Genomic DNA, 24510 nt, shown 5'->3' with positions numbered 1-24510 from the left:
TTCCCTCGGAGCAAGCCGTTTGGTGCAGTAGTTAATTATCGGGTGATCGCGCTGCTGAAAGGTTAACGCCGCGCGATATCCGAAAAGTAAAACTTATCCAGCGTATGCCGCGATTCGGTGTATTCGAACTGCCGCCCATCCTGCAAAAACGTCTGGTTGCTCACCACGATCACATGGCTCTGACCTTCGAGGTCCAGATGGGTCTGATCGTCCTTGCTGCGCGGCAGTGCCTCGATGGTGCGTTGCGCGTAGCTGATCTGCAGTTGCAACGTCTGTTCGATAAACGCGTAGATCGACTGTTCGGCGATGTCGTGGTCCAGGCCTGGGATCAGGTCGGCGACGAAGTGGTTGATGTCCAGGATCACCCGTTTGCCGCCGATGCGCCGTACCCGTTTGATCCGCGTGATCAGGGTGCCGGGTTCGGCTTCGATGTGTTGCAGCAGTGAACCTTCCAGTGGGAATTGGCTGAAGTCGACGACTTCGGTGCGTACGTCATCGCCCAGGTCGGCGTGGGTTTCGTGGAAGCTGACGATGCCGCCCAGTTGGAACTCGATGGGGTTAGGCGACAACACAAAGGTGCCCTTGCCGTGGATTTTTTGCGCAAACCCACGCTCCTGCAACTGCTCGATGGCGCGGCGCACCGTGCCACGGCTGGCCTGATAGGCGTCCATCAGTTCGGTTTCGGAGGGAAGGCGCGTGCCGCGTTGCAGGCGTTCAGTGGTGATGCTGGCAAGCAGATCCGTATAGATCTGGTTGTATTTGCTCATGGTTTGGCTCTATGCCCGACGTGATGAAGGTGAACGGCGCGTTCAAGGCAGGAACCTTAGTGGCAGAGGTGAGGTTTGTCCATTCGACCCCAGTGGAAGAAAAGGAAATGCCTGACTCAAAATTCAGAAATATAAACAATTTGTAACTCGTACAGACGAGTTGTTGATTTAACTCGTACAGACGAGTACTTTTGGCCACGGCGTGCTGCCAATGACTGCCCTCAAATAAAAAAACCAAAGTGGAAACCAAGCATGAGCCACGACTATTCGACTATTGCCCGCGAGATTCTCGAGAACCTCGGAGGCAGCGACAACGTTGAGCAAGCCGCCCACTGCGTGACCCGCCTGCGCCTGGCGCTCAAGGACCCGAGCCTGGTCAACAGCAGCGCGTTGAACCAGGTCGATCTGGTCAAGGGCTCGTTCTTCACCGGTGGCCTGTTCCAGGTGGTGATCGGCCCCGGCGAGGTGGAAAAGGTCTACGCCGCCCTGCGCGAACAGACTGGCCTTGCTGCCGCCACCATTGCCGACGTGAAGAAGAAGGGCGCCGACAAGACCAACGCCATGCAGCGTCTGGTGCGGGTGTTCTCCGACGTGTTCATGCCGATCCTGCCCGCGCTGATCATCGCCGGCCTGTTGATGGGCGTGAACAACCTGATGGGCGCCAAGGGCATGTTCATCGAGGGCCAGACGCTGCTGGAGGCGTATCCGAACCTGGATGGCCTGTGGAGCCTGATCAACCTGATGGCCAATACCTCATTCGTGTTCCTGCCGGCGCTGGTGGGCTGGTCGGCGGCCAAGCGTTTTGGCGGCAGTGAAATCCTCGGCATCGTGCTCGGCCTGATGCTGGTGCACCCGGACCTGCTCAACGCCTGGAACTACGGCAAGGCCGTGGCCGGGCTCGATGGCCAGAGCCTGCCGTACTTCGATATTTTCGGTTGGTTCAAGATTGAGAAGGTGGGTTATCAGGGGCAGATCCTGCCGATCCTGATGGCGGCCTATGTGATGAGCGTGATCGAGAAATGGCTGCGGGCTCGCGTGCCTAATGCCATCCAACTGCTCGTGGTGCCGATCACCACCATTGTTGTCACTGGCGTGCTGGCGCTGGCCATCATCGGCCCGGTGACCCGTCACCTCGGCATCCTCATCACCGAGGGCGTGGTCACCCTGTTTGACCTGGCGCCGATGGTTGGCGGGGCGATTTTCGGCCTGTTGTACGCGCCGCTGGTGATCACCGGCATGCACCACATGTTCCTCGCCGTGGACCTGCAACTTATCTCCACCCAGGGTGGCACCTTTATCTGGCCGATGATCGTGATGTCCAACCTGGCCCAGGGCAGCGCCGCACTGGGTGTGTTCTACATGACCCGCAACGCGCGGGACAAAAGCATGGCCTCGACCTCGGCGATTTCCGCTTACTTCGGCATTACGGAACCGGCGATGTTTGGCGTGAACCTGCGCTTCAAGTTTCCGTTCTATGCCGCGCTGCTCGGCTCGGCGCTGGGCAGCATTTTCCTGTCGCTGAACAAAGTGATCGCCTCGGCCATCGGCGTAGGCGGCTTGCCTGGGTTTATCTCGATCATTCCGCAGTTCATCCCAAGTTTTGTGATCGGGATGGTGATTGCGATGGTCGTGCCATTCGTACTGACCTGTGCGTTGAGCATGAAAATTGTTCGGCCCGGTTATCGGGTCGCCTGATCGATCGCTATCGCAGCGGTTCGACGGTTCGACAAGCCAGCTCCCACACTTGAAATGCGTTCCCCTGTGGGAGCCGGGCTTGCCCGCGATGATGCCCTCAACGCCAGCCCACAACTCAATTGAAGGAACCCACCATGCAAAACTGGCAACACTCGGTGATCTACCAGATCTACCCCAAAAGCTTCCACAGCCACGCGGGTAACGCCACCGGTGACCTGCTGGGCATCGTGGACAAACTCGACTACCTCAAGTGGCTGGGCGTGGATTGCCTGTGGATTACCCCGTTCCTGCGCTCGCCGCAACGCGACAACGGCTACGACATCAGCGACTACTACGCCATCGACCCCAGCTACGGGACCATGGCCGACTGCGACCTGCTGATCAGCGAAGCGGCCAAACGCGGCATCAAGTTGATGCTCGACATTGTGGTCAACCACACCTCCATCGAGCATGAGTGGTTCCAGCAGGCGCGCAGCAGCCTCGACAATCCGTACCGTGACTTCTATATCTGGCGCGACCAGCCGAACAACTGGGAATCCAAGTTCGGCGGCTCGGCCTGGGAGTACGAAGCGCAAACCGGCCAGTACTTCCTGCACCTGTTCGACCACACCCAGGCCGACCTCAATTGGGACAACCCCAAGGTGCGCGCCGAGGTGTTCAAGTTGATGCGCTTCTGGCGCGACAAAGGCGTGGGCGGTTTCCGCCTGGACGTGATCAACCTGATCTCCAAACCCGCTGATTTCCCCGAAGACCACAGCGATGGCCGGCGCTTCTACACCGACGGCCCGAACGTGCATGAATACCTGCAGGAAATGCACCGCGAAGTCTTCGAAGGGCACGACCTGATCAATGTCGGCGAGATGTCCTCCACCAGCCTTGAGCACTGCATTCGTTATTCGAATCCGGCGTCCAAAGAGCTGTCGATGACCTTCAATTTTCATCACCTGAAAGTCGATTACCCGAACCTGCAAAAGTGGGTGAAGGCCGATTTCGACTTCCTGCAACTCAAGCGGATTTTCTCTGACTGGCAACTGGGCATGCAGGCCGGTGGCGGCTGGAACGCACTGTTCTGGTGTAACCACGACCAGCCGCGGGTGGTCTCGCGTTTTGGCCACGACGGCGAGTACCGCGTGGTCTCCGCCAAGATGCTTGCTACCGCGTTGCACTTCCTCCAGGGCACGCCGTATGTGTACCAGGGTGAAGAGCTGGGCATGACCAACCCGGGCTTCAACAAGATTGAGCAGTACCGCGATGTCGAGACCCTGAACATCTTCCGCCTCAAGCGTGATGCCGGTGAGTCGCAGGCGTCGAGCATGGCGGCGATCATGCAGAAGTCACGCGACAACAGCCGCACGCCGATGCAGTGGAACACCCAGGCCAATGCCGGTTTCACCCGTGGCGAACCGTGGATCGGCATCCCGGCCAACGCGGCGCAGATCAACGTCGAAAGCCAGCTGGATGACCCCGATTCGGTGCTGCATCACTACCGTGCACTGATCGCCCTGCGTCGTCACGAACCGCTGATCCAGAGCGGCGTTTATCGCCAACTGCTGCAGGACCACCTGCAAGTCTGGGCGTACCTGCGCGAAGGCCAGGGCGAGCGCTTGCTGGTGCTGAACAACTTTTATGGCAAACCCTGCGAAATCCAACTGCCCGAAGGCGTCATCAGCACGGCGAGCGAGCAACGCCTGCTGATCAGCAACTACCCCGACTGCCCTGTGCGTGCGAGCACGGTGCTGTTGCGCCCGTATGAATCGTTTGTGCTGCACCTCAAGGACTGAGACCCGCTGCAACCCCCGTATGGGAGTGCGGGGGCGCTTCACCCAAAAACATAATAAAAATACCGGAGTGCTTCATGAAAACAACAATAAAGCTGGGCCTCATTGCGTCATGTTTCACTGCTCCTTTTGCCGCTCAGGCTCTGGAGTTTGCCGGCTACTTGCGCAGCGGCGCGGGGACTTCAACGGGCAGTGGCAAACAGCAATGTTTCCAACTGCCAGGGGCGCAATCCAAATACCGTCTGGGCAACGAATGCGAGCAGTACGCCGAATTCGAATTGCGCCAGGACCTGCTGACCCTCGACGACGGCTCGGTGCTGAGCGTCGATGCCATGGCCTCGTTGTACAACAAATACGACCGAGCCTTGAAGTTTCAGGGTGAAGACAACGGCTCGGCACGCATGCCGCAGATGTATGCGCAGTGGTCCAACCTGCCCAGCCTCAATGGCGGCTCGGTATGGGCGGGGCGCCGTTACTACAAGCGTAATGACATCCATATCTCCGACTTCTACTACTGGAACCAGAGCGCCACGGGCGGCGGTGTCGAGGACGTGAAAATCGGCGACCTCAAATACAGCTACGCGCTGTCGCGCAAGGACAACCTGTACCAGAAGGAATACGCCACCCGTCACGACTTCAACGTGGCAGGCTTCAAGACCAACCCTGGCGGTGAGCTGGAATTTGGCTTGAGCTACATCGAAAAAGCCGGCGGTCGTGAGGCCAACAGCGGTTGGGCGATCACCGCGCAACATGTGCAAAAACCGTTTCTTGGCGGCAAGAACAAATTCGCCTTGCAGTACGGTGAAGGCCCCGGCACGGGCTTGGGCTATACCGGCGATACCGCCTTGGACAAGAGCAGCAAAAGCTACCGCGCCGTGGAGTTTTTCGACTGGCAGGTAACGCCGCGTTTCGGTGGGCAGGTCGAGGCGGTGTATCAGAAGGACATTCGCCCCGGCAGCCAGGACCAGACCTGGATGTCCATCGGTGTGCGCCCGGCGTATGCCATCAGCGAACAGTTCAAACTGGTCACCGAGCTTGGGCATGATCAAGTCGAGGCCGCCGGCGGCACGCGCAAGCTGAGCAAATTCACCTTCGCCCCGACCTGGTCACCCAACGGCCCGGATTTCTGGGCGCGGCCGGAAGTGCGGTTGTACTACACCTATGCAACCTGGAACGAGGCGGCCAAGCGTGCGGCAAATGAACTGGCGGCGGGCTCGGCGTTGTCCGACACCGGCGCCTATGGCACGGCGCGGCATGGTTCGAATGTGGGTGTGCAAGTCGAATACTGGTGGAAATAAACCTTTGGGTGTACACGACCCAAATGTGGGAGCGGGCTTTTGTGGCGAGCAAGCTTGCTTGCGCTGGGGGGCGAAGCGCCCCCAAGAGCCGGAGACTGCTGCGCAGGCAACGGGAGCAAGCTCCCTCGCCACAGCAAGCCAGCTCCCACAGTGGATCGTCGTTCGCCCTATGATTTTTACAGAACAAAACAGCAGGTGAAGTCATGACCACAACTCAACCCCTGGAACTGCTGGCGCCCTTGTCCGGGGTACTGCTGGCGCTGGACCAGGTGCCTGACCCGGTGTTTGCCAGCCGCATGATCGGCGATGGCCTGTGCATCGATCCCACCTCCCAGACCCTGTGCGCGCCGTTGGCCGGGGTGATCAGCAATATCCAGGACACCGGGCATGCGGTCAGCGTCACCGGCGACAATGGCGTACAGGTGCTGATGCATATCGGCCTGGACACGGTGCACCTGGCCGGCAAGGGTTTCACCCGTCTGGTCGGGGAAGGACAGCGGGTCGAGGTCGGGCAGCCGTTGATCGAGTTCGATGCCGACTACGTGGCGCTCAATGCGCGCAGTTTGCTGACCTTGATGCTGGTGGTCAGCGGCGAACCCTTTGTGTGGCTGACGCCGGGCAGTGGCGCGGTGGACGTGGGCCAGCCGCTGTTGCACGTCTCACCCGGCCAGGCCTGTGAAACCGTGGGCGAGGAGGCGGGCGATGCACTGTTCTCCAAACCGCTGACACTGCCCAATGCCAACGGTTTACACGCACGCCCGGCCGCTGTGCTGGCGCAAACGGCCAAAGGTTTCAACGCCAGCATTTACCTGCACAAGCAAACCCAGAGCGCCAACGCCAAGTCATTGGTGGCGATCATGGCGCTGCAAACCGTGCAGGGCGATACCTTGCAAGTGAGTGCGGCGGGAGAGGACGCCGACGCCGCTATCAAGGCGTTGGTAACCCTGCTGGCGCAAGGTTGCGGTGAGACGGTCGACGAGTCTGTTGCGCCGGTTGAAACACAGCCGCCCGAGTCATCGGCGACCTTGTTGCGCGGCGTATGTGCCTCGCCCGGTTCCGCGTTTGGTCAGGTGTTTCAAGTGGCGGAGCCCGAGCTGCACATCGAGGAACAGGGCGCGGGTGAATCGGTTGAACACGCCGCACTGACCCGCGCCTTACTCGCAGCCACCGAAGCGCTGCAAGTGTTGCAAGACAAAGCGGTTGGCGGCGCACAGGCGGAGATCTTCCGTGCCCATCAGGAACTGCTTGAAGACCCGACCCTGTTGGAGCAAGCCCATCGCCTGCTCACCGAAGGCAAGAGCGCCGCCTTTGCCTGGAACAGCGCCACGGCCGCGACCGCCAAGCTGTTTCTCGGCCTGGGCAGTGCGTTGCTGGCTGAGCGCGCAGCGGATTTGGCCGATGTTGGCCAGCGTGTACTGAAGTTGATCCTCGGTATCGAAGACAGCGCCTGGGAATTGCCGGATCGTGCGATCGTGATTGCCGAGCAACTGACCCCCTCGCAAACCGCCGGCCTCGATACGCGCAAAGTGTTGGGGTTCGTCACCGTCGGCGGCGGCGCCACCAGCCATGTGGCGATCCTGGCGCGAGCCCTTGGTTTGCCGTCGCTGTGTGGCGTCCCGGCACAGGCGCTGGCGCTGATCAACGGCAAGCAGGTGCTGCTCGATGCCGACAAAGGCGAGCTGCACCTGGAGCCTGACCTGGCCGCTGTCGAGCAACTGGCGGCTACGCGCAAGCAACACATACTGCGACGTGAGCGTGAAGTGGAGCAGGCCGCCTTGCCCGGCATCACACGCGATGGTCATCACGTTGAGGTCACCGCCAACGTCGCCTCGTTGCAGGAGGTGGAACAAGCCCTGGCCCTGGGCGGTGAAGGCGTCGGCCTGTTGCGCTCGGAGTTCCTCTATCTGGACCGCAACCGCGCGCCCAGCCCCGAGGAGCAGGCCGGCACCTACAGCGCCATCGCCCGAGCCCTGGGCACCCAGCGCAATCTGGTGGTGCGTACCCTGGATGTGGGCGGCGACAAACCCTTGGCCTATGTGCCGATGGAGCGCGAGACCAACCCGTTCCTCGGCTTGCGCGGTATTCGCCTGTGCCTTGAGCGCCCTCAATTGCTGCGTGAGCAGTTCCGCGCGATCCTGGCGAGTGCCGGCTTTGCACGGCTGCATATCATGCTGCCGATGGTCAGCCTGCTGTCGGAGCTGCACCTGGCGCGCAAGATCCTTGAAGAGGAAGCCACGGCGCTGGGCCTTACCGAGCTGCCAAAGCTGGGCATCATGATCGAAGTACCGTCTGCGGCGCTGATGGCGGATGTGTTTGCGCCGCATGTGGATTTCTTCTCCATCGGCACCAATGACCTTACCCAATACACCCTGGCCATGGACCGCGACCACCCGCGTCTGGCCAGCCAGGCCGACAGCTTTCACCCGTCGGTGCTGCGCCTGATTGCCACCACGGTCAAGGCCGCCCATGCCCATGGCAAGTGGGTCGGCGTGTGCGGCGCGTTGGCGTCTGAAGCACTGGCGGTGCCGGTGTTGATCGGGCTGGGAGTGGATGAGCTGTCGGTCAGCGTGCCGCTGATCCCGACCATCAAGGCCACCGTGCGCGAGCTGGACTTGGCCGACTGCCAGATCATCGCCCGCCAGGTGCTCGGCCTCGAAGAAGCCGCCCAAGTCCGCGAGGCCCTGCGCCTGTACCACGCGGCCACCGTTGAAACCTCACCTGTCGTGGAGCACTGAGCATGTTCGAGAAATTGCAAAGGGCGTTCTGGAAGGCCCTGACCCCGGATCTGATTGCCGAAGCGGTGGTGCCGCCGGCGCAGGGCCTGTTGTCGACCGAGGTGCTGAACGCATTGGGCGGTGTGGATAACCTCAAGTCGCAACAGCGCGTGGCACTGACACGGGTGCGGGTGCAGTTGCAGGATGCGGGGCGGCTGGATGCGCAGGCGCTGAAGGCGGCGGGTGTTGCGGGGGTGATGGTGTTGGGCGGCGGCGTGGTGCATCTGCTCACCGGCCTCTGAAGCCAGGCGCAGATCAAAAATGTGGGAGCGGGCTTGCCCGCGATAGCGGTGTGTCAGACAACGATTTTTTTGACTGGCCGGCCGCCATCGCGGGCAAGCCCGGCTCCCACAGGGTTATGGGGTGTTTGGGAGATTGGGTTTACAACTGCGGGTTATCTTCCGGCGGCTTGGTCTTGTCGATACCCGGCACGTGCAGGTTGCCTTCCACCACCTGGTTGCCTTCCAGCTGCGGCTGGGTCACCCAGGTGAGAATGTCGTAATACCGCCGGATGTTCGCGACAAAATGCACCGGCTCACCACCGCGCGCATAACCGTAGCGGGTCTTGCTGTACCACTGCTTCTGCGACAGGCGCGGCAGCATCTTCTTCACGTCCAGCCACTTGTTCGGGTTCAGGCCGTCTTTCTTGGCCAGCGTGCGCGCGTCTTCCAGGTGGCCGGTGCCGACGTTATAAGCGGCGAGGGCGAACCAGGTGCGGTCCGGCTCGGCAATGCTGTCGTCCAGCTCATCCTTGATCTTGGCCAGGTACTTGGCGCCGCCCATGATGCTTTGCTTGGCATCCAGGCGGTTGGACACGCCCATCGCCTGGGCCGTGTTCTGGGTCAACATCATCAGGCCGCGCACGCCGGTCTTGGAGGTGACGGCCGGTTGCCACAGCGATTCCTGATAGCCGATGGCCGCCAATAGGCGCCAGTCGACCTTCTCTTCCTTGGCGTAGGTGCGAAAGTGTTTCTCGTACTTGGGCAGGCGTTGCTGCAAATGCTGGGCGAAGGTGTAGGCGCCCACATAGCCGAGTACATCGACATGCCCGTAGTAACGGTCTTTAAGCCGCTGCAACGTGCCGTTTTTCTCGACCTTGTCCAAGTAGCTGTTGATCTCGTTGAGCAGGCTGTTGTCTTCCCCCGGTGCCACGGCCCAGCTCTGGTTGCTGGCATTGCCGAGGTCGAAGGCCACGCGCACGTTGGGGAAATACACCTGGTTCATGGCCACTTCGTTGGAGTCCACCAGGGTCAGGTCGATCTGGCCCTCGTCCACCATGCGCAGCAGGTCCACGACCTCAACGGCGTCGGACTCTTCGTATTCAATCGCAGGGTTCTGCTTTTTAAGCGCCGCCAATTGCTCGGCGTGGGTGCTGCCCTTGAGCACCATGATCTTCTTGCCCACCAGATCTGCCGGGCCGGTCGGGCGCGACTGGCCATTGCGGTAGATGATCTGCGGGGTGACTTCCAGGTACGGATGGGAGAAACGCACCTGTTGGGCGCGCTGCTCGCTGCTGACTAAACCTGCGGCCGCCAGAACCGGGCCGTTGGGTTTGCCCAGCTGGCCGAACAGGTCATCAAGGTTGTCGGCGGTCTCGATTTCCAGCTTCACGCCCAGGTCATCGGCAAAGCGCTTGACCAGTTCGTACTCGAAACCGGTTTCACCGTTGCGGTCCTGGAAATACGTGGCCGGGCTGTTCCGGGTAATCACCCGCAATACGCCATCCTCCTTGATTCGCTCGAGCGTGCTGGGCTTGTCAACACAGGCGCTGAGCATCAGGAAGAGTCCGGTTGCGATCAGCCATTTGGCGCATCGCGGGCGTAAAGCAGTAGGGGAGAACATCTGCGCAGTATACGCAAACGGCCCTCGGCGCCATATCTCGACAGCAGCTGACTTGTCTGCTAGCGCCCGCAAAACCGGGCTGCAGCCCGCAGAAACGTGGGTTCGCGAGGGTTTGTGACGGTTAAAATAACTGCGCGCCAACCCCAGGATTTCGCCCCGAAAGCGTGCAATCCCTGCCAACTGACGTTCGGCAGCGGCCAGCCGTGCCGTTTCGGGTGCCGTTGGCGCAGGTTTACGCTAGAATGCACGGCCTCAAAGCACACCCCCTTCCCGAGGCTGTCCCGAAGATGTTGATCCTGCGCGGCGCTCCTGCCCTTTCTGCCTTTCGCCACAGCAAACTCCTTGAGCAACTGAGCCAAAAGGTTCCAGCGGTTACAGGCTTGTATGCTGAATTTGCTCACTTCGCCGACGTTACCGGCGTCTTGACCGCCGACGAACAGCAAGTGCTCGCACGCCTTCTGAAGTACGGCCCCAGCGTTCCCGTTCAAGAGCCAACCGGCCGCTTGTTCCTGGTTCTGCCGCGGTTCGGCACCATCTCGCCCTGGTCGAGCAAGGCCAGCGACATCGCCCGTAACTGCGGCCTGTCGAGCATCCAGCGCCTTGAGCGTGGCATCGCCTTCTACGTGGCTGGCCAGTTCAGCGACGCTGAAGCCGAGCTGATCGCCAGCAGCCTGCACGACCGCATGACCCAGATCATCGTCAGCCAGCTGGAACAGGCTGCCGGCCTGTTCAGCCACGCCGAGCCCAAGCCGCTCACCGCGATTGACGTGCTCGGCGGTGGCCGCGCCGCCCTCGAGAAGGCCAACACCGAACTGGGCCTGGCGCTGGCCGAAGACGAGATCGACTACCTGGTCGACGCCTTCAATGGCTTGAAGCGCAACCCGCACGACATCGAACTGATGATGTTTGCGCAGGCCAACTCCGAGCATTGCCGTCACAAGATCTTCAACGCCAGTTGGGACATCGACGGCGAAAGCCAGGAAAAAAGCCTGTTCGGCATGATCAAGAACACCTACGTGATGCACAGCGAAGGCGTTCTGTCGGCTTATAAGGACAACGCCTCGGTAATCGTCGGCTCCGTTGCCGGCCGTTTCTTCCCGGACCCTGAAACCCGCCAGTACGGCGCGGTGCAGGAGCCGGTGCACATCCTCATGAAGGTTGAGACCCACAACCACCCGACCGCGATTGCCCCGTTCCCGGGCGCAGCCACAGGTTCGGGCGGCGAAATCCGTGACGAAGGCGCCACCGGCCGTGGCGCCAAGCCAAAGGCTGGCCTCACCGGTTTCACTGTGTCCAACCTGCAGATCCCAGGCTTCGAACAGCCGTGGGAAGTGCCGTACGGCAAGCCTGAGCGCATCGTTACCGCACTCGACATCATGATCGAAGGCCCGCTGGGCGGCGCCGCGTTCAACAACGAATTCGGGCGACCGGCACTTACCGGCTACTTCCGTACGTTTGAACAATCCATCACCACCCCGCGTGGCGATGAAGTGCGCGGCTACCACAAGCCAATCATGTTGGCCGGCGGCATGGGCAACATCCGTGAAGAACACGTCAAGAAAGGCGAGATCCTGGTCGGCTCCAAGCTGATCGTCCTCGGCGGCCCGGCGATGTTGATCGGCCTGGGCGGCGGTGCAGCATCCTCCATGGCCACCGGCACCAGCTCGGCAGACCTGGATTTTGCTTCGGTACAGCGCGAAAACCCGGAAATGGAACGCCGCTGCCAGGAAGTCATCGACCGTTGCTGGCAGTTGGGTGACAAAAACCCGATCAGCTTCATCCACGACGTCGGCGCCGGCGGTTTGTCCAACGCCTTCCCCGAGCTGGTCAACGATGGCGACCGTGGTGGCCGTTTCGAACTGCGCAACATTCCAAACGACGAGCCGGGCATGGCCCCGCACGAAATCTGGAGTAACGAATCCCAGGAACGCTACGTACTGGCCGTTGGCCCTGAAGACTTCGCACGCTTCCAGGCCATCTGCGAACGTGAGCGTTGCCCGTTTGCCGTGGTCGGCGAAGCCACTGCCGAACCACAGCTGACGGTCACCGACAGCCACTTCGGCAACAGCCCGGTCGACATGCCACTGGAAGTGCTGCTGGGCAAAGCCCCGCGTATGCACCGTTCGGCGGTGCGTGAAACCGAGCTGGGCGATGACTTCGACCCAAGCACGCTGGAACTGGCCGACAGCATCGAACGCGTGCTGCACCACCCGGCCGTGGCGAGCAAAAGCTTCCTGATCACCATTGGCGACCGCACCATCACCGGCCTGGTGGCCCGTGACCAAATGGTCGGCCCATGGCAAGTGCCGGTGGCCGACGTTGCCGTCACCGCCACCAGCTTCGATGTGTACACCGGTGAAGCCATGGCCATGGGCGAGCGTACGCCGCTGGCCCTGCTGGACGCCCCGGCGTCGGGCCGTATGGCCATTGGTGAAACCCTCACCAACATCGCCGCTTCGCGCATCGGCAAGCTGTCTGACATCAAACTGTCGGCCAACTGGATGTCCGCTGCCGGTCACCCAGGTGAAGATGCGCGCCTGTACGACACCGTCAAGGCTGTCGGCATGGAGCTGTGCCCGGAACTGGGCATCACCATTCCAGTGGGCAAGGACTCCATGTCCATGGCCACCCGTTGGAACGAAGACGGCACCGACAAGAGCGTCACCTCGCCGCTGTCGCTGATCGTTACCGGTTTTGCACCGGTCACCGACATCCGCCAGACCCTGACCCCGCAACTGCGCATGGACAAGGGCACCACCGATCTGATCCTGATCGACCTGGGCCGTGGCCAGAACCGCATGGGCGCCTCGATCCTCGCGCAAACTCACGGCAAACTCGGCAAGCACGCGCCGGACGTGGATGACGCCGAAGACCTCAAAGCCTTCTTCGCCGTGATCCAGGGCCTGAACGCCGACGGCCACCTGCTGGCTTACCACGACCGTTCCGACGGCGGTTTGCTGACCAGCGTTGTCGAAATGGCGTTTGCCGGTCACTGCGGCCTGAACATCGTGCTCGACAGCGTTGCCGAGGATGCTGCCGAAATCAACGGCATCCTGTTCAACGAAGAGTTGGGCGCCGTGATCCAGGTTCGCCAGGACGCGACTCCAGACGTACTCGCTCAATTCAGCGCCGCTGGCCTGGACGACTGCGTGGCGGTGATCGGCCAGCCGATCAACAACGGCGAGATCAACATCTCGTTCAACGGCGACACCGTGTTTGCCGGCCAGCGTCGCTTGCTGCAACGCCAGTGGGCCGAGACCAGCTACCAGATCCAACGCCTGCGTGATAACGCCGACTGCGCCGAGCAGGAATTCGACGTGATCCTGGAAGAAGACAACCCGGGCCTGAGCACCAAGCTCAGCTTCGACGTCAACCAGGACATCGCCGCGCCTTACATCAAGAAAGGCATCCGCCCACAAGTTGCCGTACTGCGTGAGCAGGGCGTCAATGGCCAGGTGGAAATGGCGGCCGCGTTCGACCGCGCCGGCTTTAATGCGATCGACGTGCACATGAGCGATATCCTCGCCGGTCGCGTTGACCTCAACGAGTTCAAAGGCCTCGTCGCCTGCGGCGGTTTCTCCTACGGCGACGTGCTGGGTGCCGGTGAAGGCTGGGCCAAATCGGCCTTGTTCAACAGCCGTGCCCGTGATGCGTTCCAGGGCTTCTTCGAGCGCAACGACAGCTTCACCCTGGGTGTGTGCAACGGTTGCCAGATGATGTCCAACCTCAGCGAACTGATCCCGGGCAGCGAGTTCTGGCCGCACTTTGTGCGCAACCGTTCCGAGCAGTTCGAAGCCCGTGTTGCCATGGTGCAGGTGCAGGAATCCAACTCGATCTTCCTGCAAGGCATGGCCGGTTCGCGCATGCCAATCGCCATCGCCCACGGTGAAGGCCACGCTGAATTCTCCAGCGAAGAAGCCTTGCTGGAAGCCGACCTGTCCGGTTGCGTGGCCATGCGTTTCGTCGACAACCACGGCAAGGTCACCGAAAGCTACCCGGCCAACCCGAACGGCTCGCCGCGCGGGATCACCGGCCTTACCAGCCGCGACGGTCGTGTGACCATCATGATGCCGCACCCGGAGCGTGTGTTCCGCGCCGTGCAGAACTCGTGGCGCCCGGAAGAGTGGAACGAAGACGGCGCCTGGATGCGCATGTTCCGCAACGCTCGCGTTTGGGTGAACTAAGGCGGTGTACAAGCTCGCCTTCTTTGTGCCCGACAGCCATGTGGAAACGGTGAAAACCGCCGTCTTCGCAGCCGGTGGCGGGCGCATCGGCGACTACGACAGCTGCGCCTGGCAAGTGCTGGGCCAGGGCCAATTCCGCGCGTTGGACGGCAGCCAGCCGTTTCTCGGGCAAGTCGGCCAGGTTGAAGTGGTTGAAGAATGGAAGGTTGAGCTGGTGGTGGCGGATGAGTTGATCGTGGCTGTTGTGGCTGCGCTCAAACTCAGTCATCCGTATGAGACGCCTGCCTATGAGGTGTGGCAGTTGGCGGATTTTTGATTCGCTGGCTGTGAAAACAAGAAACCCGCTGGGCCATCAAGGACAGCGGGTTTTTTTGTGGCTTGAAAACAGAGAACCCCTACAGAGGCTTTGTCGCCAGCGACGGTAGTGTGCCGCGCAGGTGCTACGAGACAACGCATCCGCATCGGCGGGCGCGTGGATGTCTCGGGCTTAGACCCAGTCGAGAAGGTGTTCCTAGATGAAGAAAAACCAGTGGATCGCAGGCAGTGCTCTGGCAGCTATGTTGATTGGCGCCGGAGGCGCGTGGGCCGGCAAGCCCGAAGTCAAGGCCATGAGCAATGTCCAATTCTATGATTCGGGGCGTTTCAACCTGCCATTCTCCGATGGTGTACGAGTGGGCAAAGTGTTCTACACCTCGGGCGAAATCGGTGACGCAGCCGGCTCCAACAAGCTGGTGCCAGGCGGCATCGTGCCGGAGTCCCGCCAGGCCCTGGACAACATCAAAGCGACGCTCAAGGCTAACGGCTACGAGCTCAAGGATGTGGTCAAGTGCACGGTGATGCTGGCCGATATCAAAGAGTGGCCAGCCTTCAATGATGTGTACAAGGAGTACTTCAAAAAACCTTACCCGGCGCGCAGCGCGTTCGGCGGTAACCAGTTGGCCTATGATGCCCGCATGGAAATCGAGTGCATTGCGGCGAAGTGATGGGTGAGTTGTGAATACAAGAAACCCGCTGGGTCATAACGGACAGCGGGTTTTTTGTGCCCGGAATAAAACATTGTGAGTAGGGCGATTTGACCAGAGAAACCGGAAAGCCCCTACAGAGGCGTTATCACCCGGGAAGATAGTGTGCTGCTGGGCTGGAGAGCCAGAGACAGCACGCCCACATACGTGTGCGTGTGGATGTCCAGGGCCTAGACCCAGCAGCAAGGTGTCCTATCATGAAGATATTGCAGTGGGTTTCAGTCGGTGTTCTGTCGGCCATGTTGGTTGGCATCGGCGGCGCGTGGGCCGGTAAGCCCGAGGCTAAGGGCAACGTCCAGTTCTATGATTCGGGGCGTTTTAACCTGCCGTTTTCCGACGGTGTACGTGTAGGCAACGTGTTCTACACCTCTGGCGCACTCGGCGACGCTGCCGGCACCCACAAGGTGGTGCCTGGCGGTATCGTGCCGGAATCGCGCCGGGCCATCGAGAACATCAAAACCACGCTTGCAGCCAACGGCTACGAGCTCAAGGATGTGGTCAAGTGCACGGTGATGCTGGCTGATATCAAAGAGTGGCCAGCCTTCAACGACGTGTACAAAGAGTATTTCAAAAAGCCGTACCCGGCTCGCAGCGCCTTCGGCGGTAACCAACTCGCCTGGGATGCTCGCATGGAAATGGAGTGCATTGCGGCGAAGTGATGGTTGGATTGTGAATACTAGAAACCCGCTGGGCCGGTTTGGTCAGCGGGTTTTTTGTTGCCTGTAAGGACCAATCGCAGGCAAGCCAGCTCCCACAGTTGGTCGAGCAGTCTGTGGGAGCTGGCTTGAACTGGTCAAGTAATCTTGGACACCATTTAAGGTTCACGCCGCCAGTCTCTCCCTGACGACCGGCGACCGGTAATCGTTGTAACTGTGAGGCCTGGAGATGTTGTAGCGAGAGACATAGCGCTGCACATCTGCCCGGGCCTCATGCTCTGATTCATAGCCCGTCTCAGGCACCCATTCTGATTTCAAACTTCCGAAGAAGCGCTCCATCGGAGCGTTATCCCAGCATTCGCCTTTACGACTCATGCTTTGCCGTAGCTCATGTTCCAGCAGCTCATTCCTGAACTTATGGCTCGTGTACTGACAACCTTGGTCTGAGTGAAACAGCACGTCTTTAGGGCGGCCTCTAAGCTCAACTGCCATCCGCAAAGCCTCGCAGGTCAGCGTGGCATCGGAAATCATAGAAAACGACCAACCCACGACCCGACGAGCAAACAAATCCAGAACTGCGGCGAAATACAGCCACCGCTTCCCGACTTTGATGTACGTCACGTCTCCACACCACACCTGGTTAACCGCCGTCACATCAAACTTGCGCTTGAGCACATGCGGGGCCACTAACGCTTCCACGCCGGGCGATTTGTACTTGTGACGTCGGCGCTGACGGCTGGCGATCCCCGCTTCGCGCATCAAACTGCGAGCCAAGTACCGCCCGATGCGATGCCCTTTCTCTTGCAGCTCCTTCGCCAAAGTTCTCGCTCCCGCAGAAGCCCGCGATGCCTTGTGATGCCTGACCAGCGCGGCCTTGAGCTTCTCCCGCTCAGGATTTGCTCTGCCTTGGCGCTGACGCCAAGCGTAAAAGCTACTTCTGTTGACGCCGAACGCCCGGCAACACCTGTTGACGCCGTACTGCTCGTCCAGCTCATCGATCAGCGTGAATGATCTTTGGCGTCCAAAAGCAGGAGAGCACTGGCCTTTTTTAGGATTTCGATGTCCAGGTCTTTCTCCCGAAGCAACGCTTTGAGCCTCTGAATCTCTCGTTGATCGGCAGTAATCGCCTTGGCGCCTACCGGCGTCGAGCCTAATCGCTCTTTACGCACCTGATCCACCCAGCGGCGCAAGGCTGTAGGGCCAATATCCAAACTGGCGCACACCTCGGGAACCTGCAGCCCTTCATCCAGCACCATGCTGGCAGCTTTGAGCTTGAACTCACTCGAATAAGATTTGCGCATATCCAAACACCTCAGATTTGGGCGCCATCATAGCGCCCGATTGAAGTGTCCAAAATCATTAGGCCAGTTCAGCTTGCCTGCGATGGCGCCGGGGCAGGCGGCTCAGATCTTTCCCACAGGCTTTTCAGGTTGTCCCTAGGAACTCACCTTATTAACCTTTGCCAGTCGCTGCCAATTCAGCGATCGGGACTGCAAGCCCGCCGAAACCTCACCAGTTACTCCTAAGCGCCTTTATAATTGCGGCGCTTTTTCATGGTCGTCATTTATGGCTGCTGTGTGCGGGAGACCTTCGGGTCTACCGAGGTGCTGGTGGGACTCGGTCTTGCAGGCCCGCGCACAGCTGCCACCCATCATCTGCAAGTGATGCTGGTAGTTCCTAAACTCTCACTAGGAAACACACCATGATCAAAGACAGTCCAAATCCCCCATCTGATTCTCAGCCCACCGATCAAATCTTCTCCGTACTCCCCAACCTGAACAGCGAAACCCTGCTCGCCAATGCCTCCCAAGACCTGGCATCACTTCAAGCACTGGCAGGCAACTTGGCCTTTGACATCGACGGCCCGCAGCGCGATGCGGTGCTGGGGATTCATCGGATGCTGGAAGGTATTCAGTTGATGGTGGACCGAGTGTTGGATCTACAAGAAATCCCCATCAGCAACTGAAGACACCCACTCTGTGGCGAGGGAGCTTGCTCCCGCTGGGGTGCGAAGCGCCCCCAAAACCTGCCACAGAGTTCTTTCTGAAAGAATGTGTAGGCTGGGCAAGGGGCTGCTGCGCAGCCCAGCGGGAGCAATCTCCCTCGCCACAGTGGTGGTCAGGCGTTGATTGGGCGGGTAACCAGTCGCTCCAGCGCCTCGCCCAATCCAGTGGCCTTGTCACCAATCAACAAGTGCCAAACCCCGCTGTCCAGCTGGCTCACACCCTGGCAACCCAGCGCAGTCAGGTCCGCTTCAGACAGCACTGAATCATCCCCCAGTTCCACCCGCAACCGGGTCATCGCCACCGCTTCCAGCTGGCGCACATTCGCGCGACCACCCAAGGCACTCAGCCACTTCTCGGCTTCCTGCACATTCACTGCAACCGGCTTATCCACAGGTGTAACCGCCACTGGCGCACTGGCAACAAACGATGGCATCGCCAGGCGAATCTCATCGGCAATGCTGTCGGCCATCGGCCCCACCACCACCTGCAAACTTCCGCCGTTACCCGGCCGAACCACGGCCATGGCGCCGAGTGCTTTCAACTGTGCATCCACTGCTTTGTTGCGATCCACCATGTCCAGGCGCAGACGTGTAGTGCATGCACCCACGCTCAGCAGATTCTCCGCACCGCCCAGCGCACGAATGTAGGCGCTGGCCCGCTGGTTATCCGTCATCACCTCAGCCTGCACCACCTGGATGTCTTCACGGCCCGGTGTCTTCAGGTTGAACCGGCGAATGCAGTAGTTGAACACGCTGTAGTAAATCACCGCGTAAGCCAACCCCACCGGGAACACCAGCCAGCCATTGGTGGACTTGCCCCAACCGAGCACCATGTCGATAAAACCACCAGAGAAGGTAAAGCCCAGGTGGATATTCAACATATTGGTTACGGCCATCGACAGGCCGGTGAGCACCGCGTGGATCAGGTACAAAAATGGCGCAAGGAACATGAACGCGAATTCGATCGGCTCAGTCACGCCGGTGAGGAACGAAGTCAGCGCCATCGACAGAAAAATCCCGCCCATGACCTTGCGGCGTTCCGGCAGTGCATTGCGGTACATCGCCAAACACGCGGCGGGCAGGCCGAACAGCATGACCGGGAACATGCCTGTCATGAACTGGCCGCCTTTCGGGTCGCCGGCAAAATAACGGGTCAGGTCGCCGGTGACGATGGCGCCGGTGGTCGGGTCGGTAAAGCTGCCGAACACAAACCACGCCATGTTGTTGAGGATATGGTGCAGGCCGGTGACGATCAGCAGGCGGTTGAACACACCAAACACGAACGCGCCAAAGCTGCCGCTTTCCATCAGCAACACGCCGAAGCTATTGATGCCGTGCTGGATCGGCGGCCAGATCAGGCCGAAGATCACGCCCAGAGCGACCGCCGAAAACCCGGTGACAATCGGCACAAACCGTCGCCCACCAAAGAAGGCCAGGTACTCCGGCAGCTTGATGTCCTTGAAGCGGTTATACAGCCCACCGGCCATTAAGCCGCTGGCGATACCGGCGAGCATGCCCATGTTGATGGTGGTATCCATCACCTTGAGCGTGGAGATCATCACCAGGTAACCAATCGCCCCGGCCAAACCCGCCGTGCCGTTATTGTCGCGGGCAAAACCCACGGCAATACCGATGGCGAAGATCAGCGCGAGGTTGGCGAAAATGGCTTGCCCGGCATCGTGCATCACCGCGATGTTCAAAAGGTCGGTGTCGCCCAGGCGCAGCAAGAGCCCGGCGATCGGCAGAATCGCGATCGGCAGCATCAGCGCGCGGCCGAGGCGTTGCAGGCCTTCGATGAAATGTTGGTACATGGCGTGTCTCCCTATTCTTGTTGTTTTCAGCTCAGCGGCCAGTGGTGTTGACAGGCTTGGCGAACGGCCTTGGCGCTGCTCAGGTCGAGCAGGCCTTGGCTCAATTGCCGGCATTGCGCCGCGTCCAGGTGGCGGACGCGGTCCTTGATTTCTCCGATTTGCGGCGGGCTTACCGACAGTTCACTCACACCCAGGCCAACCAGCACCGGCGTGGCCAGCGGGTCGGACGCCAGGGCGCCGCATACACCCACCCAACGCCCATGTTTGGCGGCGCCGGCGCAGGTTTGCGCGATCAAGCGCAGCAGCGCCGGGTGCAAGGCATCCACCCGTGCGGCCAGGCCCGCGTGGTCGCGGTCCATGGCCAGGGTGTACTGGGACAGGTCATTGGTGCCGATGGATAAAAAGTCCGCGTGTTTGGCGAGTTGCTCGGCCATCAGCGCGGCGGCGGGCACTTCGATCATCACGCCCAGTTCCGGGCGCTGGGTCAGCTCCAGCTCCGCGCACAGTTCATCCAGACGCTGGCGGATATGAAGCAATTCATCCACCTCGCTGACCATCGGCAGCAGGATGCGGCAGCGCTCTAATGGGGCCACTTGCAGCAGCGCACGCAGTTGTTGGTCGAGCACGTCCGGGCGCACCTGCGCCAGGCGAATGCCGCGCAGGCCCAGCACCGGGTTGGCCTCAACCGGCAACGGCAGGTAGTCGAGCTGTTTGTCGCCGCCCACGTCGATGGTGCGGATGATCACCGACTTGTCGCCCATGGCATCCAGCACGGCCTGGTAGGCCTGGCGTTGCTCTTGCTCATCCGGCGCGGTGCGGCGGTCGACAAACAGGAATTCGGTGCGCAGCAGGCCCACACCATCGGCGCCGTTTTCAAACGCCACTTGGGCCTCGGCACTGGAGGCGACATTGGCCGCCACTTCAATGCTCACGCCATCGCGGGTTTGTGCCGCTTGCCGGGCTTGGGCCTGTTGTTGCTGACGGCGCAGTTTCTGCGCATCGCGAATCTGGTGCACTTCGGCATGGCGCGCGTCGCTGGGTGCCAGCTCCAGGCGACCGTTGGCCGCGTCCAGCACCACGCGTTGGCCTTGGGGCACGTCGAGCACTTCGGCGCCCAGCGCGACCACACAGGGCAAGCCTTTGCCTCGGGCCAAAATCGCGACGTGGGACGTTGCGCCACCTTCGGCCATGCAAATACCCACGGCGTTTTGTGCGCTCAGTTGCAGCAGGTCGGAGGGGGTCAGTTCATGGGCGCTGACAATCGCGCCGGCCGGCAATTCGAAGTGCCAGGTTTCGCCCAACAGCGCGCGCAGCACCCGTTGTTGCAGGTCGCGCAGGTCGTTGGCGCGCTCGGCAAACAGCGGTTTGCCCAACGCCAGCAACACCGCGCATTGCGCCTGGATCGCATCGCGCCAGGCGTGGGTGGCGGCGCTGCCTTGCTCGATAGCACCGGTGGCGGCGTCCAGCAGGGTAGGGTCTTCCAACAGTGCAAGGTGGGCGGCGAAGATGTCTTCTTCTTCGACGTTCTTGCGTTGGCGTGCCTGCGCCAGGGTGCTGCGGATTTCGCCGCGCACTTGCTCCAGGGCGGTGTCCAGGCGCTGCAGTTGTTCGTCGGCGACATGCTTGCCGGTGTCTTGCGGCAGTTCGATACCGGTGAGGCGAAACAGCGGCCCACAGACCAGACCGGGCGCGGCGCACACGCCTTGCAATACACCGGCTTCGGTGTTCGCCCGACGCGGAGCCACGGCTACCGGCGCGTGGTGTTCTTCACTCACGGCAACCGAGAGTGCGGCCACCAATGCCCGCAGCGCCGCCTCGCAATCGGTGCCGCGACAGGTGATGCGCACTTCATCACCTTCACCAATGCCCAACCCCATCAAGCCAATCAGGCTGTCGCACGGCGCCGACTTGCCGGCGAAGTGCAGCTCTGCATGGCAATTGAACCCTTGCGCGGCCTTGCGCACCAGCGCGGCGGGGCGTGCATGCAAGCCGCCACGGTGGGTAATGCGCACGCTGGCGCGCACTTCGGTGACTGAGTTATCCACAGCCGCCTGCAACGGCGCTGCCGAACGCGCGGCAATGTGCAGCAATGGCTCACCCACCTTGACGATTGTTCCTGCCACCGGCCGTAGCTCAAAACCCTCGCCATTGGTCAGGATGATCAGGCTGACCAGGCTTTTGCACTGGCGCGCAATGCGGTCCAGATCAAACTGCACCAGCGCCTGGCCCTGGCTCACCCGTGCGCCTTCCTTGACCAGCAGGGCAAAGCCTTCGCCGTTCAATTCCACGGTGTCGATGCCCACGTGCATCAACACTTCGGCACCGTTGTCGGCGCGAATGGTCAGCGCGTGCCCGGTGCGGGCGACGTGGCTGATCACGCCGTCACAGGGCGCGTGCAGGCAGTCGTTCAGCGGGTCGATGGCAATACCGTCGCCCATGGCGCCACTGGCGAACACTTCATCGGGAACGTTGCCCAGGCTCAGCACCGGGCCACTGAGTGGGGCGCTTAGGGTCAATTCATTATTGTTGTAGGACATGGGCACGGTACTCATCAGGAAAACGCGACTCAGTGAGTGCGGGTAACTTTGCTCAGGTGGCGCGGCTGGTCCGGGTCCATGCCCCGGGCCTCCGCCAGGCCGGCGGCCATCACGTAGAAGCTTTGGATCGCCAGGATCGGGTCCAGGCTTGGGTGTTCGGCGCGGCTCAGGGTCAGGTCGCGTTCCACGATATCGTCGGGCGCGGCCAGCAAGACGCGGGCGCCGCGTTGACGCATATCGGCAGCCAGGCTCAACAAACCGGCTTGCTCGGCGCCACGTGGGGCGAACACCAGCAGTGGGTAGTTTTCATCGATCAAGGCCATCGGCCCGTGGCGCACCTCGGCGCTGCTGAAGGCCTCGGCCTGGATCGCCGAGGTTTCCTTGAGCTTGAGCGCGGCTTCCTGGGCGATGGCAAAACCGGCGCCACGGCCGATTACAATCAGGCGTTGGCTGCTGCGCAGGGCTTCGATGGCGGGCGTCCAATCCTGGGTGGCGGCTTCGCGCAAACCGTCGGGCAAGGCCTGGCAGGCTTGCAGCAGCAACAAGTCCTGGTTCCAGTGGCCGATCAACTGCGCGCTGGCGCTTAACGTGGCGATAAAGCTTTTGGTCGCGGCGACACTCTGCTCCGGTCCGGCGCACAGCGGCACATGGAATTCACACGCGGCTTCCAGTGGTGAGTCTTCGGCGTTGACCATCGAAATGCTCAAAACCCCGCGTTTGCGCAGCAGGCGCAGGCTGTTGACCAGGTCCGGGCTTTGCCCCGACTGGGAGAAGCCGAACGCCACCTGGCCGCTGACCTTTAACGGCGCTTGCAGCAGGGTCACCACCGACATTGGCAACGACGCCACTGGAATGCCCACATGCTGCATGGCCAGATAGGCAAAGTAGCTGGCGGCGTGGTCCGAACTGCCACGGGCGATGGTCATCGCCACTTGCGGCGGCTGACGGCGCAGGCGCCCGGCCACTTCCTCCAGCATCGGGTTGAGGCGCTGCAGTTGTGCCTCAACGGCGTGACAGGAGGCCAGGGCCTCTTCAAGCATTTTTGAAGTCAATGGTTTCTCCTTCGACCATTACGTCGGTGAGTGTCAGGGAGCGGTCCAAACGCACGCAGTCGGCAAAGCTGCCGGGTTGCAGGCGCCCGCGTTCTTCCAGGCCCAAATAGTCCGCAGGAAATTGCGACAGGCGTTGTGAGGCTTCGCTGATCGGCAGGCCGATTTTCACCAGGTTGCGCAGCGCCTGGTCCATGGTCAGGGTGCTGCCGGCCAGGGTGCCGTCGGCCAGGCGCACGCCGCCCAGGCATTTGGTCACGGTGTGGCTGCCCAGCTTGTATTCGCCGTCGGGCATGCCGGCGGCGGCGGTGGAATCGGTGACGCAGTACAGGCACGGGATCGAGCGCAGGGCCACGCGTATGGCGCCGGGATGCACGTGCAGCAAATCCGGGATCAATTCTGCGTACTTGGCGTGGGCCAACGCGGCGCCGACGATGCCCGGTTCGCGGTGATGCAGCGGGCTCATGGCGTTATACAAATGCGTGAAGCTGGTGGCGCCGGCGGCAAGGGCCGCGACGCCTTCTTCATAGCTGCCCAGGGTGTGGCCGATTTGCATGCGCACGCCGCGTTCGCTGAGGGCGCGGATCAAGGCATCGTGGCCGGCGATTTCCGGAGCAATGGTGATCACCCGGATCGGCGCCAGGCGCAGGTAGGCTTCCACTTCGGCCATCAACGCGGTGTGGGCAAAGTTGGGCTGCGCGCCGAGTTTTCCCGGATTGATGTAAGGGCCTTCCAGGTGCACGCCGAGGACGCGGGCGCTGCCTCTAGGACGCTGCTCGCAGAACGTGCCGAGTTCGCCGAGCACGCGGGAGATTTCATCCACCGGTGCGGTCATGGTGGTGGCCAGCAGCGACGTCGTACCAAAACGCACGTGGGTGCGGGTGATGGTCTCGAAGGCGTCGGTGCCTTCCATGATGTCTTTGCCGCCACCGCCGTGAACGTGCAGGTCGATAAAGCCTGGCAGCAAGTAGGGCAGGTCATTGTCGTTCGGGTCGCACGGCGTGCCGTCGATGGCGACTACCTTGCCGTGTTCGTTCACCAGGCGGCCGCGAATCCAGCCGCCGGGCGTGAGGATGTTGTCTTCGGACATGG

At 61.3% G+C, this 24510-nt stretch carries 17 protein-coding genes; 10 read left to right on the top strand and 7 right to left on the bottom strand.

The features are described from left to right. Positions 1 to 62 precede the first annotated feature (62 nt). Positions 63 to 767 carry a trehalose operon repressor gene (gene treR / locus PSH96_RS23575; RefSeq protein ID WP_305455447.1) on the bottom strand — a complete coding sequence of 235 codons (705 nt, stop codon included), beginning with the start codon at positions 765 to 767 and terminating at the stop codon, positions 63 to 65. A gap of 252 nt (positions 768 to 1019) precedes the next feature. On the opposite strand from treR, the gene treP reads away from it, so the two are divergent. The 5 genes from treP (at position 1020) to PSH96_RS23550 (ending at position 8554) form a co-directional block, all read left to right on the top strand. Next, positions 1020 to 2462: a PTS system trehalose-specific EIIBC component gene (treP, locus tag PSH96_RS23570; RefSeq protein WP_305455446.1), complete on the top strand. Its 1443-nt coding sequence runs from the start codon at positions 1020 to 1022 to the stop codon at positions 2460 to 2462. 134 nt (positions 2463 to 2596) lie between these two features. After that, entirely contained in the window at positions 2597 to 4243 is a 1647-nt protein-coding gene (gene treC, locus PSH96_RS23565) for an alpha,alpha-phosphotrehalase (RefSeq protein WP_305455445.1), read from the top strand. Between the two features lie 74 nt (positions 4244 to 4317). Then, entirely contained in the window at positions 4318 to 5538 is a 1221-nt protein-coding gene (locus tag PSH96_RS23560) for a carbohydrate porin (RefSeq protein WP_305455443.1), read from the top strand. 203 nt (positions 5539 to 5741) lie between these two features. Then, positions 5742 to 8273 carry a phosphoenolpyruvate--protein phosphotransferase gene (ptsP, locus tag PSH96_RS23555; protein ID WP_305455441.1) on the top strand — a complete coding sequence of 844 codons (2532 nt, stop codon included), beginning with the start codon at positions 5742 to 5744 and terminating at the stop codon, positions 8271 to 8273. A gap of 2 nt (positions 8274 to 8275) precedes the next feature. Further along, positions 8276 to 8554: a PTS transporter subunit EIIB gene (locus tag PSH96_RS23550; RefSeq protein ID WP_065930377.1), complete on the top strand. Its 279-nt coding sequence runs from the start codon at positions 8276 to 8278 to the stop codon at positions 8552 to 8554. Positions 8555 to 8693: 139 nt separating this feature from the next. On the opposite strand, the gene mltF is transcribed toward PSH96_RS23550, so the two are convergent. After that, positions 8694 to 10154 carry a membrane-bound lytic murein transglycosylase MltF gene (mltF, locus tag PSH96_RS23545; protein ID WP_058422684.1) on the bottom strand — a complete coding sequence of 487 codons (1461 nt, stop codon included), beginning with the start codon at positions 10152 to 10154 and terminating at the stop codon, positions 8694 to 8696. Positions 10155 to 10441: 287 nt separating this feature from the next. Here mltF and purL point away from each other — a divergent pair, with 287 nt between their 5' ends. The 4 genes from purL to PSH96_RS23525 all read left to right on the top strand — a co-directional run bounded on the left by purL (position 10442) and on the right by PSH96_RS23525 (position 16019). Beyond that, positions 10442 to 14338, top strand: a complete 3897-nt coding sequence (purL, locus tag PSH96_RS23540) for a phosphoribosylformylglycinamidine synthase (RefSeq protein WP_056858713.1) — start codon at positions 10442 to 10444, stop codon at positions 14336 to 14338. Between the two features lie 4 nt (positions 14339 to 14342). Beyond that, on the top strand, positions 14343 to 14654 hold the full coding sequence (locus tag PSH96_RS23535) for an NGG1p interacting factor NIF3 (protein ID WP_305455435.1): 312 nt from the start codon (positions 14343 to 14345) through the stop codon (positions 14652 to 14654). Between the two features lie 199 nt (positions 14655 to 14853). Further along, complete coding sequence (locus PSH96_RS23530) at positions 14854 to 15321, top strand: RidA family protein (protein WP_305455433.1); 468 nt, start codon at positions 14854 to 14856, stop codon at positions 15319 to 15321. A gap of 236 nt (positions 15322 to 15557) precedes the next feature. Beyond that, positions 15558 to 16019 carry a RidA family protein gene (locus PSH96_RS23525; protein WP_305455432.1) on the top strand — a complete coding sequence of 154 codons (462 nt, stop codon included), beginning with the start codon at positions 15558 to 15560 and terminating at the stop codon, positions 16017 to 16019. Positions 16020 to 16181: 162 nt separating this feature from the next. On the opposite strand, the gene PSH96_RS23520 is transcribed toward PSH96_RS23525, so the two are convergent. Continuing rightward, a protein-coding gene (locus PSH96_RS23520) for an IS3 family transposase (RefSeq protein ID WP_370694308.1) occupies positions 16182 to 17317 on the bottom strand; the annotation gives its coding sequence in 2 pieces (ribosomal slippage) (positions 16182 to 17068 and positions 17068 to 17317; 1137 coding nt in all). A gap of 401 nt (positions 17318 to 17718) precedes the next feature. Between PSH96_RS23520 and PSH96_RS23515 the strand changes: the two genes are divergently transcribed. Continuing rightward, a complete protein-coding gene (locus PSH96_RS23515) occupies positions 17719 to 17982 on the top strand; it encodes a DUF6124 family protein (protein WP_305455429.1) in 264 nt (87 codons plus the stop codon). 152 nt (positions 17983 to 18134) lie between these two features. On the opposite strand, the gene nagE is transcribed toward PSH96_RS23515, so the two are convergent. From nagE to nagA, 4 genes are read right to left on the bottom strand one after another with little or no spacing between them, the layout of a single operon-like run. After that, complete coding sequence (nagE, locus tag PSH96_RS23510) at positions 18135 to 19832, bottom strand: N-acetylglucosamine-specific PTS transporter subunit IIBC (RefSeq protein WP_305455427.1); 1698 nt, start codon at positions 19830 to 19832, stop codon at positions 18135 to 18137. A 26-nt stretch (positions 19833 to 19858) separates the two neighbouring features. Continuing rightward, complete coding sequence (gene ptsP / locus PSH96_RS23505) at positions 19859 to 22369, bottom strand: phosphoenolpyruvate--protein phosphotransferase (RefSeq protein ID WP_305455425.1); 2511 nt, start codon at positions 22367 to 22369, stop codon at positions 19859 to 19861. Positions 22370 to 22398: 29 nt separating this feature from the next. Beyond that, positions 22399 to 23409 carry an SIS domain-containing protein gene (locus PSH96_RS23500; RefSeq protein WP_370694380.1) on the bottom strand — a complete coding sequence of 337 codons (1011 nt, stop codon included), beginning with the start codon at positions 23407 to 23409 and terminating at the stop codon, positions 22399 to 22401. Continuing rightward, positions 23402 to 24508, bottom strand: a complete 1107-nt coding sequence (gene nagA, locus PSH96_RS23495) for an N-acetylglucosamine-6-phosphate deacetylase (protein ID WP_305455422.1) — start codon at positions 24506 to 24508, stop codon at positions 23402 to 23404. The genes PSH96_RS23500 and nagA overlap by 8 nt, the downstream gene beginning before the upstream one ends. Positions 24509 to 24510 lie beyond the last annotated feature (2 nt).

Source organism: Pseudomonas sp. FP2338 (assembly GCF_030687515.1).
GTDB lineage: Bacteria > Pseudomonadota > Gammaproteobacteria > Pseudomonadales > Pseudomonadaceae > Aquipseudomonas > Aquipseudomonas salomonii.
The sequence above is the reverse complement of the archived record's forward strand: the minus strand, read 5'-3'. Positions and strand labels throughout refer to the sequence as shown.

What these genes read in the sequence shown, in the direction of transcription:
- PSH96_RS23500 (WP_370694380.1), bottom strand. Translation starts at nt 23,409, where the DNA reads ATGCTTGAAGAGGCCCTGGCCTCCTGTCACGCCGTTGAGGCACAACTG.
- PSH96_RS23525 (WP_305455432.1), top strand. Translation starts at nt 15,558, where the DNA reads ATGAAGATATTGCAGTGGGTTTCAGTCGGTGTTCTGTCGGCCATGTTG.
- PSH96_RS23530 (WP_305455433.1), top strand. Translation starts at nt 14,854, where the DNA reads ATGAAGAAAAACCAGTGGATCGCAGGCAGTGCTCTGGCAGCTATGTTG.
- nagE (WP_305455427.1), bottom strand. Translation starts at nt 19,832, where the DNA reads ATGTACCAACATTTCATCGAAGGCCTGCAACGCCTCGGCCGCGCGCTG.
- ptsP (WP_305455441.1), top strand. Translation starts at nt 5,742, where the DNA reads ATGACCACAACTCAACCCCTGGAACTGCTGGCGCCCTTGTCCGGGGTA.
- treC (WP_305455445.1), top strand. Translation starts at nt 2,597, where the DNA reads ATGCAAAACTGGCAACACTCGGTGATCTACCAGATCTACCCCAAAAGC.
- PSH96_RS23560 (WP_305455443.1), top strand. Translation starts at nt 4,318, where the DNA reads ATGAAAACAACAATAAAGCTGGGCCTCATTGCGTCATGTTTCACTGCT.
- mltF (WP_058422684.1), bottom strand. Translation starts at nt 10,154, where the DNA reads ATGTTCTCCCCTACTGCTTTACGCCCGCGATGCGCCAAATGGCTGATC.
- PSH96_RS23550 (WP_065930377.1), top strand. Translation starts at nt 8,276, where the DNA reads ATGTTCGAGAAATTGCAAAGGGCGTTCTGGAAGGCCCTGACCCCGGAT.
- treP (WP_305455446.1), top strand. Translation starts at nt 1,020, where the DNA reads ATGAGCCACGACTATTCGACTATTGCCCGCGAGATTCTCGAGAACCTC.
- ptsP (WP_305455425.1), bottom strand. Translation starts at nt 22,369, where the DNA reads ATGTCCTACAACAATAATGAATTGACCCTAAGCGCCCCACTCAGTGGC.
- treR (WP_305455447.1), bottom strand. Translation starts at nt 767, where the DNA reads ATGAGCAAATACAACCAGATCTATACGGATCTGCTTGCCAGCATCACC.
- PSH96_RS23515 (WP_305455429.1), top strand. Translation starts at nt 17,719, where the DNA reads ATGATCAAAGACAGTCCAAATCCCCCATCTGATTCTCAGCCCACCGAT.
- purL (WP_056858713.1), top strand. Translation starts at nt 10,442, where the DNA reads ATGTTGATCCTGCGCGGCGCTCCTGCCCTTTCTGCCTTTCGCCACAGC.
- nagA (WP_305455422.1), bottom strand. Translation starts at nt 24,508, where the DNA reads ATGTCCGAAGACAACATCCTCACGCCCGGCGGCTGGATTCGCGGCCGC.